This window comes from Nonomuraea sp. NPDC050540, from assembly GCF_044457485.1.
Lineage (GTDB): Bacteria > Actinomycetota > Actinomycetes > Streptosporangiales > Streptosporangiaceae > Nonomuraea.
The window spans coordinates 13,846-27,351 of record NZ_JBITHA010000005.1; the positions used below are offsets into that span (position 1 = coordinate 13,846).

The 13,506-nt window shown below is 72.2% G+C and carries 10 protein-coding genes; 5 read left to right on the forward strand and 5 right to left on the reverse strand.

Going from position 1 to position 13,506, the window contains the following annotated elements:
• Positions 1-14: 14 nt before the first annotated feature.
• Positions 15-3,209, reverse strand: a complete 3,195-nt coding sequence (locus tag ACIBI5_RS18050; RefSeq protein ID WP_397248061.1) for an ATP-binding cassette domain-containing protein — start codon at positions 3,207-3,209, stop codon at positions 15-17.
• Positions 3,206-4,456 (reverse strand): ABC transporter substrate-binding protein, encoded by a 1,251-nt coding sequence (locus ACIBI5_RS18055; RefSeq protein ID WP_397248063.1) that lies wholly within the window; start codon positions 4,454-4,456, stop codon positions 3,206-3,208. Before ACIBI5_RS18055 ends, ACIBI5_RS18050 begins: the two co-directional genes overlap by 4 nt.
• A gap of 103 nt (positions 4,457-4,559) precedes the next feature.
• Between ACIBI5_RS18055 and ACIBI5_RS18060 the strand changes: the two genes are divergently transcribed.
• The gene (locus ACIBI5_RS18060; protein ID WP_397248065.1) at positions 4,560-5,648 is read left to right on the forward strand and encodes an alcohol dehydrogenase catalytic domain-containing protein; all 1,089 of its coding nucleotides are present in this window, start codon (positions 4,560-4,562) and stop codon (positions 5,646-5,648) included.
• Here ACIBI5_RS18060 and ACIBI5_RS18065 read toward each other — a convergent pair.
• A complete protein-coding gene (locus ACIBI5_RS18065; RefSeq protein ID WP_397248067.1) occupies positions 5,645-7,006 on the reverse strand; it encodes an FAD-binding oxidoreductase in 1,362 nt (453 codons plus the stop codon). The genes ACIBI5_RS18060 and ACIBI5_RS18065 overlap by 4 nt on opposite strands.
• Positions 7,007-7,016: 10 nt before the next feature.
• A complete protein-coding gene (locus ACIBI5_RS18070) occupies positions 7,017-7,772 on the reverse strand; it encodes an SDR family oxidoreductase (RefSeq protein WP_397248069.1) in 756 nt (251 codons plus the stop codon).
• A gap of 78 nt (positions 7,773-7,850) precedes the next feature.
• On the opposite strand from ACIBI5_RS18070, the gene ACIBI5_RS18075 reads away from it, so the two are divergent.
• The 3 genes from ACIBI5_RS18075 to ACIBI5_RS18085 are packed head-to-tail and all read left to right on the forward strand — an operon-like array spanning position 7,851 to position 10,704.
• Positions 7,851-8,948, forward strand: a complete 1,098-nt coding sequence (locus ACIBI5_RS18075) for an acyl-CoA dehydrogenase family protein (protein WP_397248071.1) — start codon at positions 7,851-7,853, stop codon at positions 8,946-8,948.
• Positions 8,945-9,880: an acyl-CoA dehydrogenase family protein gene (locus tag ACIBI5_RS18080; RefSeq protein ID WP_397248073.1), complete on the forward strand. Its 936-nt coding sequence runs from the start codon at positions 8,945-8,947 to the stop codon at positions 9,878-9,880. The genes ACIBI5_RS18075 and ACIBI5_RS18080 overlap by 4 nt, the downstream gene beginning before the upstream one ends.
• The gene (locus ACIBI5_RS18085; RefSeq protein ID WP_397248075.1) at positions 9,877-10,704 is read left to right on the forward strand and encodes a TIGR03619 family F420-dependent LLM class oxidoreductase; all 828 of its coding nucleotides are present in this window, start codon (positions 9,877-9,879) and stop codon (positions 10,702-10,704) included. The genes ACIBI5_RS18080 and ACIBI5_RS18085 overlap by 4 nt, the downstream gene beginning before the upstream one ends.
• Before the next feature lie 42 nt (positions 10,705-10,746).
• On the opposite strand, the gene ACIBI5_RS18090 is transcribed toward ACIBI5_RS18085, so the two are convergent.
• The gene (locus ACIBI5_RS18090) at positions 10,747-12,411 is read right to left on the reverse strand and encodes a CHAP domain-containing protein (protein WP_397248077.1); all 1,665 of its coding nucleotides are present in this window, start codon (positions 12,409-12,411) and stop codon (positions 10,747-10,749) included.
• A 266-nt stretch (positions 12,412-12,677) separates the two neighbouring features.
• Between ACIBI5_RS18090 and ACIBI5_RS18095 the strand changes: the two genes are divergently transcribed.
• Positions 12,678-13,304 (forward strand): PaaI family thioesterase, encoded by a 627-nt coding sequence (locus ACIBI5_RS18095; protein WP_397248079.1) that lies wholly within the window; start codon positions 12,678-12,680, stop codon positions 13,302-13,304.
• Positions 13,305-13,506: the final 202 nt, after the last annotated feature.

A 13,506-nucleotide genomic window follows, 5' to 3' on the forward strand; every position in this document is an offset into this window, starting at 1 on the left:
CTGGTGGTTGGGCATCAGGGGGCTCCCAGGTAGGTGGCGGTGAGGCGGGTTGGGTCTACCTCGGAGCAGGGGCCGGTCCAGGTGATGCGGCCCAGGCTCATGAACGCGACCCTGTCGGCCACCGCCAGGACCTCGGTCGCCTTCTCCTCGACCAGGAGCAGTGCCACGCCGCGTTCGCTGAGTTCGGCGAAGATCTCGAAGACCTGCTGCACGATCAGCGGTGCCAGGCCGAGCGAGGGTTCGTCGGCGATCAGTACTGCCGGGGGTTTGATGAGGGCTGGGGCGAGTGTGAGCAGTTGCTGTTCGCCGCCGGACAGGGCTCCCGCGGCCAGCGTACGGCGGGCCGCGAGCTGTGGCATCCGGTCGTAGACCGCCTCCGGGTCGGGGAGCCAGGTGCGCAGGTTCTCCTCAACGGTGAGGCCGGGGAAAACGCCGCGGCCCTCCGGCGCCAGCAGGATGCCCTCGCCGACCCGCCGGTGCGCGGGCCATCGGGTGACGTCGATGCCGTTGAGCAGCACCCGGCCCGTGCCGACGGGCAGGTCTCCGGCTGCCACGGCGCAGGCGGTGGACTTGCCGGCCCCGTTCGCGCCGAGCAGGGCGACGACCTCGCCCTCGTGCACCTCCAGGTCCACGCCGCGCAGCACGGTCGTGTCGGCATACCCGGCCACCACGTTGTCCAGCCGGAACAACGGCGTGGCATCCCATTCCCCCGCCCCACCCACCGGCCCACCCGGACTCCGCGGCCCCGGCACCGCCACAGCCCCGGCCGCAGCGGGTCCGGGCCTGGCCGCGGGCGTTTCCGCTCCGGCCGTGGTGCGCGCCGACGCGGGTGAGCTGCCTACGGTCGTCCCATGAGTCCCATGCGTCCCATGCGCGCCTGTGCCGGAACCCGCCGCTGCTGCGGCCGACGGTGCCGGTGCCGTTGCGGGTGCGGGTGCTGGTGTGGGCGCGGTGGGTTCTGACGTGGTGTCGGGTGCGGTTTGGGGGTGGGGGAGAGCCGAGGCAGAGGTGGCCGGGGTGGGCGTGTGAGCCGGGCCATGGGCGGTTGGGGTGGGCGTGTGAGCCGGGCCATGGGCGGTTGGGGTGGGCGTGTGAGCCGGGTCAAGGGCGGTTGGGCTGAGGCTGGAAGTCGGGGTGATCGGGATGTGGGGGAGAGGTGGGGTGAGTGCGGGCGGGGTGGGTGTGGAGGGGAGAAGGTCTGAGGTGGAGAGGAGGTGGGCTGGGGTGGGATGGGTGGGGTCTGGGGTGGGGTGGGTGGGGTCTGGGGGGTGGGTGAGGAGGTGGGTTGGGGTGGGGTGGGTTGGGAGGTGGGTTGGGGTGGGGTGGGAATGGTGGCGGTGGTGGTGGCGGGTTTGGGCTAGTTGGGTGAGGATGCCGTCCGGGTGTTTGGCGAGGATTACGCCGCCTGCTCCGAACAAGATGGCGCCTACGTGGGCGGAGATTTCCCAGGCTGAGAGGATTTCTGGGAAGGCGGCGGCGATCAGGCCGCCCAGTACGGCCCCGCCGATCCGCCGGACGCCCTGGAGGACCACCACGGCCAGCCATACGAACCCGGCGAACGCCGGCAGGTCGGTGGCGGTGATGGAGCCCTTGGAGACGGCGAACAGCACTCCGCCGAGCCCGGCGATCCCCGAGGCCAGGGCGAAGAGCATGATCTTGGTTCGGGGGCCGGCGATGCCCGAGGTGGTGGCGGCGGCCGGGGCGGAGCGGACGGCGAGGATGGCGCGGCCGGAGGCGGAGCGTTCGAGATTGCGCACCAGCAGGGCGACCAGGCCGATGAGGAGCAGGAGGACGACGACGCGTACGCGGGGATCGGAGGTGTCGGCGAAGCCGAAGCCGAGGGCGGGCAGTTGCCAGCCGATGGTGCCGTTGCTGAACGCGTCCACCTGGAAGAGCACCTGGTCGGCCAGCAAGGCGAGGGCGAGCGTGGCCAAAGTCAGGATGCGGCCGCCCAGGCGCAGGGCGGGCAGTGCCACCAGCATGCCGACGGCTGTCGCCGCCAGGACTCCGAGCACGATCGCCACCGCGAACGGCAGGCCGGAGGCGAAGGCCCAGCCACAGGTCAGCGCTGCCATCGAGGCGAACGCGGCCTGGGCCAGGTTGACCATGCCGCCGATCCCGGTCACCACGACGAAGGAGCAGAAGATCAGCGCCAGGACGAGCCCGTGGGCGGCGATGCCGACGTAGTACTCCTGGGCGGTGAAGGTGAAGACGACCAGTACGGCCAGCGAAACGGCCCACGGCAGGCGGCGCCGCCAGGCCGGGATGCCCGCGAGGTAGTCGGGTGGCGGCGCGTCCTCGGCCGCGCTGCCGGCGACGCGTTCGCGGGATCGGTTCAGCAGGATCAGGCCGGCGAAGAGCAGCAGGACCGGCACCGCCGTACGCAGGCCGGTGATCTCCGACAGAAAGTCGGTGTATCCGGCGACCAGGTTCTGCACGACGCCCAGCCCGAGCCCGGCCGCGAACGTCCACGGGATCGAGCGCAGCCGCCCGAAGACCGCGGCGGTTGCCGAGGCGAACAGCAGCACGGTGTACGCGGTCGCGTCCAGCCCGATGATCGAGACGGCCAGGACTCCGGCCAGCCCGGCCAGGCCGGAGCCGAGCATCCAGGCCAGGCCGGAGGTGGCGTCGGCGTCGATGCCGCGCAGGGTGGCCAGGCGCCGCCGGTCGACGCTGGCGCGCATCCGCAGGCCGTACGGCGTGTGCCGCATGAACGCCCACAGCCCGAGCGCGGCGACGGCGGCGAAGGCGAACGTGATGAGCTGCCCGGAGTCGAGCGGCACGCCGAGTACGGTGAAGGAGGTGGCCGGGAAGGGGCCGAGGCCGCGGGGGAGGGAGGTGGCGTCGGCGCTGGGGAGTTCGAGGAGGTCAACGAGGAGCAGCCCGGTGGCGGGCAGCGCGATCGTCAGCCCGATCGTGCCGACAATCTGCGCGGTTTCCCCCGCCTGCGCCAAACCCCGAAACATCACCCGGTGCAGGAAATATCCGAGTAAAGGCGCAAAAATCCCAACAGCCACCACCGCACACACCCACGTCGGCAGCCCCAACGCCACATTGAGCTCGTAGTACACCAGAGCCGTCAGAAAGCCGACCGCCCCGTGCGCGAAGTTGAAGACCCCGGTGGCCGCATAGGACAGGGTCAGCCCCGAGCCCATCACCGCGAAGATCGCGCCCGTGACCAGGCCGCTGAGAACGTAGCCCAGGATCATTTGAGCGGCACGTTGTCGAAGCACTTCATGTTCTTGGCCACCTGGAACGCGCCGCCCTCAAGCTTGACCAGCGCGCCGCAGCCGTTCGGCTCGGCATGATCCTTGGGGTACCGGACCCTGCCGAAGCCCGCGTTCTCGTAGCTGTAGGAGCCGTTGCCCACGTCGAGCACCTTCTGCCGGGTGAGGTCCTTGCCGGCTTTGCCGGCCATGTCGAGGAAGATGTCGGCCGACCAGTAGCCGATGGCCAGGTGCTGGGTGAGCGGGGTGCCGGGGGCGACCTTCTCTACGTCCTGCCGCAATTGGGCGATCTCCGGCGCGGTCGACTCGAAGGGCTCGAACATGGGCGCGGCGATCACGCCCTCCATCGCCTGCGCGGTGGCCGGGTCCTTGAGGATGGCCACGTCGTAGCTGGTGGCGTCGCTGAGTGTGCCCTTGTAGCCGGCCTTCTTCAACGCCGTGTAGAGCCCGACGTTGAATTTGGTCCCGGCGATGATCGAGACCACGATGTCGGGCGCCTGGCCCCCGTCGGAGGTCATGATCTTGTTGACGTACGGCAGCCAGTCGGGTGGTGGCGCGGCGGCGGGCAGCGCCGAGTTGAGGCCGACGAGCGTGAACCCGGCCGCCTCGAAGGACTGGGAGATGGTCTTGCCGCCGTACTTGCTGCCGCTGGAGTCGGAGGTCTGCACGTAGACGGTCTTGCCGTCGGCGCCGCCGAGCAGGTCGGCCATCTGCCGTCCCCACCAGGTCTGGGAGCCCGCGCCCGTTTTGGGGGCCAGGCAGCCGCTGTAGCCGAAGCCGGTCTTGGTGCCGCACCACTGGGGTCCGGTGGCCCAGCCGTACCAGGGGACGCCCTGTTGTTCGAGGAAGGCGGCGCCGCCGAAGTTGGGCGCGTGCACCGGCAGGACGGCGAAGACCTGGTCCTTCTGGACGAGCTTCTTGGCCGCCGCATCGCCCTTGGCCGCGTCCTGGCCGTCGTCCTCGGCGCCGACGAACTCGATCTTCCGGCCGTGGACGCCGCCCGCGGCGTTGGCGCGCTCGAAGCGCGCCTTCGCGCCGATCTCGGCGTCCTTGGTGGAGTAGCCGCTGGCGCTGGTCTTGGTCAGCACGCCGCCGATTCTGATCGTCGTGTCCGTCACTCCGGGTACGGCGCCGCCCGCCGCACCGGGGGCCTTCTGCTGGGCGGCGCACCCCGCGAGCGCCACCAGCACGGCCACCATGATCCCGAGTTCCCGCCGCAACAGGGCCATCACCGCTCCATTTGGCCTAGCGCTCGCTTGGTTTCGGACAGCGTAAGCAGCGGTTTCCTGCACGTCAATGTTCAAGCAAGCAATTGCTTGATACGGTCGGCGCATGCTGATGCGAGCGGCCGTCCTGACCGAGTACGGCAAGCCCATGGAGATCCACGAGGTGGACATCTCCGACCCCGGACCAGGCGAGGTACGCGTCCAGGTCAAGGCCTCCGGCGTCTGCGGCTCCGACCTCAAGGCCATCGACGGGAAGAGCCCGGTCGTCTCGCGCCTGCCGTTCATCCTCGGCCACGAGAGCGCCGGAATCGTCGAGAGCGTGGGCGCGGGCGTGAGCGCGGTGAAGCCCGGCGACCACGTGGTCGTCTCGATGAGCGGCCCCTGCGGCAGATGCCCGGCCTGCGGCGCCGGCCGCTTCCACCTGTGCTCGGGCCCGGACCGCCTCGCCACGATCATGGGCGGTCCGCCCCGCGTGCGTCTGGACGGCGCGGAGACCCGCCGCTTCATCGGCATCGGCTCCTTCGCCGAGTACGCGGTCGTGCGCGAGCCCGCCTGCGTGAAGATCGCGAAGGACGCCCCCTTCGACGCGATGTGCCTGCTCGCGTGCGGCGTCATCACCGGCGTCGGCGCCGTGCTCAACGTCGCCCGGGTACGGCACGGCGCCACCGTCCTGGTCGTCGGCTGCGGCGGCGTCGGCCTGAACGTCATCCAGGGCGCCGTCCTCGCCGGAGCCACCACGATCATCGCCGCCGACGTGGCCGAGCGGAAGCTCAAGCTCGCCCAGCGCTTCGGCGCCACCCACACCCTGATTCCCGCGGACCTGCCCGCGCAGGTCGCCGAGATCGTCCGCGGCGGCGTGGACTACGCCTTCGACGTCACCGGCGTCCCCGGCGTCCTGGCCTCCGCCTTCGCCGCCACCGCACCCGGCGGGACCACCGTGATGGTCGGCAGCCCGCCTCAGGGGCAGCCCGCGCAGATCGAGCCCGGCCTGCTGTTCGCCTCCCGCCGCCTCATGGGCACCCAGGGCGGCGACAGCGCGCCCCACCGCGACCTGCCCATGCTCGCCGCCCTCGCCCAGCAGGGCCGCCTCGACCTGTCCGGCCTGATCAGCGAACGGCTCCCGCTGGAGCGGATCGACGAGGCCGTCGAGCACACCCGTCAGGGCGCCGTGGCCCGTACCGTGATCAGCTTCTAGAGCACTTTGCCCGGGTTGAAGATGCCCGCCGGGTCGAGCGCCCCCTTGACCGAACGGTGCAGGGCCAGCACCTCGGGGCCGAGTTCGGCGTGCATGCCGCGCATCTTCAGCAGCCCGACGCCGTGCTCGCCGGTGACCGTGCCGCCCAGCGCGATCGCGTCGTCGAGTATCGACTCGAACGCCCGCTGCGCGCGGGCCCGCGCGGCGTCGTCGCCGGCGGGCACCACGATCAGCGGGTGCAGGTTGCCGTCTCCGGCGTGGGCGATGTTGGCGATGTGCACGTCGTTCGCCTTGGCGTGGCCCTCGATCCTGGCCAGCATCTCGGGCACCAGGCCGCGGGGGACGCAGACGTCCTCGGTGAGCACCGGGCCGAGCCGTTCCAGCGCGGGGTAGGCGAGCCGGCGCGCGGCGAACAGCGCTTCGGCCTCCTCCGCGTCGGTGGAGCGGGTGCTCCAGCCCGCGCCGGCCGTGTCGAAACAGCGCTGCAGCTCGGCGGCCTCACGCTCGTTCCCGCTGTCGATGCGGCCCAGCAGCAGGACGTCGCCGAGGTCGGCCAGGCCCATGTTCTTCCAGTCGTCCACCGCGCGCAGGCAGTAGCGGTCCACCAGCTCCAGCGCGGCGGGGGTGACGCCGCTCGCGGCCACGGCGGCGACGGCCCGGCCCGCGGCGACCAGCGAGTCGAACGCGCCCACGACGGTCGTGGGCGCGCCGGAAGGCGGGCGCAGCAGCCTGACGGTGATCTCGGTGATGACGCCGAGCGTGCCCTCGGAGCCCACGAACAGCGCCGTCAGGTCGTAGCCCGCCACGCCCTTCCTGGTCCTGCGGCCGAGCCTGACCAGCTCGCCGGTGCCGGTCACGACCTGAAGGCCGAGCACGTAGTCGCGGGTCACGCCGTACTTGACGCAGCAGACGCCGCCCGCGTTGGTCGCGGCGTTGCCGCCGATCGTGGACCACGGGGAACTGGCCGGGTCCGGCGGGTACCACAGGCCGTGCCCGGCCACCTCCGCGCGCAGCCGGTCGTTGACCACGCCGGGCTGCACGACCGCGATCTGCTCGGCGGCGTCGATGTCCAGGATGCGGTCCATGCCGTCCATGGCCAGGATGACGCAGCCGTCGACGGCGTTGGCGCCGCCGGACAGGCCGGTGCCGGCGCCGCGGGTCACCACCGGGACCCGGTGCTCGGCGCAGACGGCCACGACCGCGCGTACCTGCTCGGGGTCCTGGGGCCGCACGAGCGCGGCCGCGCGCCCCTGCGGCGCCCAGGCGGCCTGGTCGCGGGAGGAGGCGGCGATCACGTCGGGGTCGCGGACGATCCGGCCGGCGGGCAGGACGGCGGACAGGGCATCGAAGAACGGCACGTCCCGCACGTTACGTGAACAACTGCCCGGAGTTCACGTCGACCGTGGCGCCGGTGATGGCGCCGGCCTGGTCGGAGGCGAGGAAGATGACGGCCCGCGCCACGTCCTCCTCCGTCGCGATGCGGCGCAGGGCCATGGCCCGCAGGTCTCGCTCGCGGATCTCGTCGAAGGTCACACCCTCGGATGCGGCTCTGGTACGCATCCAGTCGTCCAGCACGTCACTGGCGATCCAGCCCGGCGCCACGCAGTTGACCCGGACCCCCGAGGGCCCGAGCTCGTCGGCCAGGCAGTGGGACAGGAGATGGGCGCCCGCCTTGCCCACGGCGAAGTCGGAACGGCCGGCGTAGCCCTTGCGCGAGGACATGGAGGTGACGTTGACGATCGAGCCCGATCCCTGGGCCACCATGTGCGGAGCGATGTAGCGACAAGCCACTAAAGTCCCATAAGTCCCGATATCTACGGCTTCACGCCACGACCTGAGGTCATCTGGGGACATGTCCAGGACGTTGCGGCGATGCGTGCCCGGGAAGGCCGCGTTCACCAGCACGTCGATGCGCCCGAACCGGGCCAGCGTCCTGGCCGCCAGCCCGCGCATGTCGGCGGGCACGGTGACGTCGGCGGCCACCGCGATCGCCCCGGGGACCGGCCGCCCGGTCCTGGCCGCCGCGACGACCTCGGCGCCTTCCTCCCTCATCAGCCCGGCCAGCGTGGCGCCCAGGCCGGGCCCGGCGCCGGTGATGATCGCGATCTTGCCGTCGAGCAGCATGGCCGGATCGTAACAAGCGCTTGGCTCTCTGTCGCGCCTGCCTGGCCGGGAAACCAAGCGTGCGCTAGGTTGGGTGGCGTGGATCTCGACTTCACCTGGGCCGAGCAGGACTTCCGCACCGAGATACGCGGCTGGCTGGCCGATCACGTGCCCGCCCCGCTGCCGTCCATGGACACCGCCGACGGCTTCGCCGCCCACCGCGCGTGGGAGGCCGAACTGGCCGCCGCACGGCTGTCGGTCGTCTCCTGGCCCATCGAGTACGGCGGGCGCGCCGCCTCACTGATCGAATGGCTGATCTTCGAGGAGGAGTACTGGGCCGCCGGCGCTCCCGGCCGCGTCACCCAGAACGGAATCTTCCTCCTCGCCCCCACCCTGATGCGCTTCGGCACGGAAGCGCAGCGCACCCGCTGGCTGCCCGGCATGGCCACCGCCGAACACGTCTGGGCCCAGGCCTGGTCAGAACCCGAGGCGGGCAGCGACCTGGCCGCCCTGACCTCCCGGGCGGAACGCGCAGACGGCGGCTGGCGCCTGTTCGGCCACAAGACCTGGAGCTCCCGCGCCGCCTACGCCTCCCACGGCTTCGGCCTCTTCCGCACCTCCGGCGAACGCCACCGCGGCCTCACCTACTTCCTCTTCCCGCTCGACGAGGTCGAGGTCCGCCCGATCGCCCAGCTCGACGGCGAGCACGGCTTCGCCGAACTCCACTTCGACGGCGTGTTCGTGCCCGACCACATGGTCCTCGGCGAGCCCGGCGAGGGCTGGCGCATCGCCATGGCCACCACGTCCTCCGAACGCGGCCTCGCCCTGCGCAGTCCCGGCCGCTTCCTGGCCACCGCCGACCGCCTCCTGCGGCTCGCCGCGCCCGACCCCGTCCTCGCCGACCGGGCCGCACGCTGCTGGATCGACGCCGAGGCCTACCGCCTGCACACCTTCGCCACCGCCCGCCGCCTGTCCGAAGGCGCGGAGACCGGCTCGGCCACCAGCATGGGCAAGGTCTTCTGGTCCGAGCTCGACCTGCGCATGCACACGCTCGCCATGGAGCTGCTCGGCGAGCGCGCCGCGGCCACCACCTGGCACGACGGCTTCCTGTTCGCCCTGGCCGGGCCCATCTACGCCGGGTCCAACGAGATCCAGCGCTCCATCATCGCCGAACGAGTCCTGGGGCTGCCCCGATGAACTTCGCCTTCACCGACGACCAGCTCGCCCTGGCCGCCACGGTCCGGGACGTCCTGCGCGCCCACTGCCCGCCCCACGCCCTGCGCGCCGAGCGCGCCCCGGGCTGGGCCGAACTGGCCGCCACCGGCTTCTTCACCGCGCTGGTGCCGGACGCGGCCGGCGGGCTCGGGCTGGAGCTCATCGACCTGGTCCCGGCGCTGGAGGAGACCGGGCGCGCGTGCCTGCCCGGCCCGGTGGTGGAGACCGCCGTGGCGGCGCCGTACCTGCTGGAGGGTCGTTCCGAGCTGACCAAGCTCGGCGCGCTCACGGTGAGCGCCGCCCGCGACGGACTCGCGCCCGACGCCGACCTCGCCGACCTCGTCGTGGCCGGTCCCCGCGTGGCCACCCGTGATCGGGTACGGCTGGCGCCGGCCCCGGGCGCCGACCCCTGCCGCAGGATGTTCGAGGTGAGCCTGACCGGCTCGGAGGAACTGCCAGGATCCTGGGCCGCCGCCCTGCCCAGGGCGACCGTCGCGACCGCCGCCCAGCTCATCGGGGTGGCCCGCCACCTGCTGGACACCTCGGTCGGCTACGCCCGCGCCCGCACCCAGTTCGGCGGCCCGATCGGCGCCTTCCAGGCGGTCAAGCACATGCTGGCCGACGTGGCGATCACGATCGAGTTCGCCGCGCCCCTGGTGAGCCGGGCGGCGCTCACCCTGGAGCGGCCCAGCGCCGTCCGGGACGTCAGCGCGGCCAAGGCGGCGGCCGGTGAGGCCGCGGCGCTCGCCGCGCGCACCGCGCTGCAGGTCCACGGCGCCATCGGCTACACCTACGAGCTGGACCTGCGATTCTGGCTCGCGCGGGCCTGGTCGCTGTCGGCCGCGTACGGCGGCGCGGCCGAGCACCGCGCGATCGTGCGCGCCGAACTGCCCGGCGCGGCGAGGTTCCCATGAGGTACGGCGTGCCGCTCGGCCTCATCCACCCCGCCGCCTGGAAGGACGTGGCGGTGGCCGCCGACGAGCTCGGGTTCGAGTCGGTGTGGCTGCCCGAGCACCTCGTGTTCACCACCGACCTGTCCATGGCGGCCTATCCGGGCGGCGCGAACCCCGGGATCAAGCCGGCGACGCCGTTGTTCGACGCGCCCGCGTATCTGTGCTTCCTGGCCGCCTGCACGCGGCACGTGCGGCTGGGGACGGCGGTGCACCTGTTCGCGCTGCGGCACCCGCTGGTCTCGGCGCGCGCCTTCGCCACGCTCGACGTCGTCTCGGGCGGGCGGGCCATCTGCGGGGTGGGCGCCGGATGGTACCGGGGGGAGTGGGAGGCGGCGGGGGTGCCGTTCGCGGCACGCGGGGCCCGGCTGGACGAGGCCCTTCTGGTGGCGCGGCGGTTGTGGAGCGAGCCTGTCGTGCGTCACTCCGGGCGCTTCTACGACCTTCCCGAGGTGGCCTTCGAGCCCAAGCCCGTGCAGGCGCGGCTGCCGGTGTTGTGCGGCGGCGAGTCGGCGGCGGCGCTGCGGCGGGCGCGCACGCTGGGGGACGGGTGGATCAGCATGCCGCACACCCTGGAGTCGGTCCGGCCCCAGCTCAAGGTGCTGCGGCCGCCCGCTGACCGGGACTTCTCCGTGACCGTGCACGCCTACCGGCTGGCCTCGCCCGACGAGGTGCCCGCCTGGGCGGCCCTGGGCGTGGACCGGCTGATCGTGCGGCCGTGGTCGCGTACGCGCGACGCCGTGAGCGGGCTGACGGCCTTCGCCGCCGCCTACGGCGTCACGCGCTGACCCGCCCGCCACCGCCCCGCCCGCCACCGCTGGGCCGGAGCGTCACGCGTTGACGTGGCGGGAGGCTTCCGTGCGGCGGTGCCGGCGGCCGCGGAGCGGGGCCTCCTGGGTGAACGCCTCGGGAGTGTCCAGGATGTCGCCCACGAAGGTCGCGCGGGCGGAGGCGCGGTGACGTCGTCCGCGGGCCGGGGCGTACTGGGCGTTCTGGGCGAAGGCCGTGTCGAGCTCGGTGGGGAACGCGGGGCGGCGGCGCCTGCCGTGGTAGGAGCCCGTCTTCTTCGGCGCGGACGTGCGCGGGGTGAACGGGTCGAACGGCTCGACGGCGCGGGCGGTGGCGGCGTCGAGGTTCTCCAGGGCCTTGGCGGTGAGCCGGTCGAGGTCGAGGCCGGGCTCGGGTTTGTCGAAGATGCGGGGGAGGGCGCCGGTGTCCTCGGAGAACACGTAGTGCGAGGTGTCCACAGCGGGCTGCCCTGTGTCCACGGCGGGCTGTCTCGTGTCCACGGTCGGCGGCTGGGTGTCCAGGGTGTTGGCCGTGGCGGCCATCTGGGCGCTGATCGTGTCGATCGGCCGGTCCAGCACCGCGCCGGTCCGCAGGGGGAGTTCCAGCTTGGCCGGGGCGGTCTCCAGGCCGGCGAGCGTCAGGTCCAGTGGCCTTTCCGCGACTGAGGTCGCCTCGGTCGTCAGGGTGACCTCGGAGGTGGCCTGCAGGGCGATCTGGCCGCGGCGGGGGCGGCGGCGCCTGCCGCGCTTGGGGGCGGGCTTGGCCGGGGTGGCGGCGGCGGGCCGTACACGGAGCTGGCGGGTTTTGGTGACGGCGAGCACCGCGAGGGCGGCGATCAGGGCCGAGCCGATGAACGCGGGGGTGCCCAGGGCGGTGGTCGTGTCGGCGGGTTTGGAGTCCACGATCACGGGCAGCGGCGCGGTGGTGGCGGCGTTCGTGTCGGCGGTGGCGGGCTTGGCGTGCTTGCCCTTCTTGATGGCCTTGCCGGCTTCCGGGACCGTGCTGGCGACGCCGGGCCTGGCGGCCTCGGGCCGCTCCTCAGTGGGCCGGTTCGCGCCGGATTTGGGCGCTGCGGGGCTTTCTGCGGTCTTCTGGGGTGAAGGGGCGGACAGGGGGGCGTGCGCCTGTTCTGGGGCCGTCTGGGGGATCAGCGCGGTCAGTCCCTGGTCCGGCAGGCCGTCACCGTCGGACGGGTGGCCCGTCGAGGCCTTGACCTCTTTCTCGTCGCGCTTGCGCGCGGCCTCCTTGTCGAGGCGGGCCTTGATCTTCTCCGGATAGCCGTAGCCGACGACCTTGCTGGTGTCACGTTCCTTGCGCTTGGCGACACCGCCGTCGATGTTGCCCTCGATCGTGTAGATGGTGTCGCCCTCGACCCGGGTCACGATGCCCACGTGGTCGATGCCGTCGACGTCGTTGCCGCCGCGCCAGTCGTAGAAGACGAACGCGCCCGGCTTGGGCGTCTTACCCCAGGCGCCCTGCTCCTGGAACCACTCGGCGTGCGCCACGGTCCAGGCGAACTGTCCTACCCAGTCCTCGTAGCCCAGCTTGGCCGCCGCCCAGGAGAGGTACATGTCGCACCAAGGTGCCGAGCTGTAGTCGGCGTCGAACTCGATGTTCTTGCCGTACCAGTCGCCGAACTTGGTGTACGCATCGGCCTTCTCGGAGTACCCGAGTTCCTTCTCCAGCAGGTCGATGAACTTCTTCATCTCTGGGGTCATGTACGTGCTGCGGACCTTCCGGGCAGCCCGGGTACGAGGGAGCAACCCGGGACGCTAGTGACGACAGTGGGGGGCTGTTGTCTTCCGTGAGGAGTGAGGCTACCTCGCCAAAAGGCCAGGTCAAGCATGAGCCAAGAAACCGCCAAGTGCAGCTCGGTATCAAAACCGCAGGTCAAGAGGCTGCCAGAAATTTCACGAAATCGCCGGAAAAGGGGGAAAAGATCTACCGAACATAGTTCGGTATGCTGCTGGTCATGACGATCGAGGCGGCCACCGTCGAACCCCGGCTCCAGGCGCTCTGCGAGCTGTCCGCGCAGGTACGCGACCTGATGGACGCCACTGCTCTCACCGACGTCCAGGAACCCGAGCTCGCCGCCGTCACCGCGATACTCGCCGAGGCCACCGCCCGCCTGCGCGCCGCCACCCGCGACACGCCGCAGCCGTTCGAGATCGGGCCCGACGGCGGCCTGCGCCACCTGGGCAACGCCGTCACCGGCGGGGCCAACCCGCACGCCCTGCCCCTCATCGTCGAACGTGACGGCGCCGCCGTACACGCGCGGCTGTCCTTCAGGCCCATGCACGAGGGCCCGCCCGGATCCGTGCACGGCGGGATCAGCGCGATGATCCTCGACCACCTGCTCGGCCAGGCCGCCGCCGCGGCGGGCGCGGCCGGGATGACGGCCTCCCTGACCGTCCGCTACCTCAAGCCGGTCCCGTACGGCACGCCCCTGCTGGCCAGGGCGGAACACGTGCGGGCCGAGGGGCGCAAGTCCTGGTCGGAAGGCCGGATCACCACGCCGGACGGCACCCCGCTGGTCGAGGCCACCGGCCTCTTCATCACCCCCACCGGCTGGACCACCCGCCCAGCACCCCAACCCTGACCCACCCCCAGACCCCCGGCATGCCGACCCCCTGGGCTGTCACCCCTCGGTAGGCCCTTCGGGTTGTCACCCCGCGGGAAGCGCCCTTGGGCTGTCGCCTTGCGGGAAGTGCGTGGGCCGTCGCCCGCCGGGATGGCCCCAACCTGTCACCCCCCTTGGCGCCCTGCGGGCTGTCGCCTCTCGGGGAGGGTTAGGGTGCTGG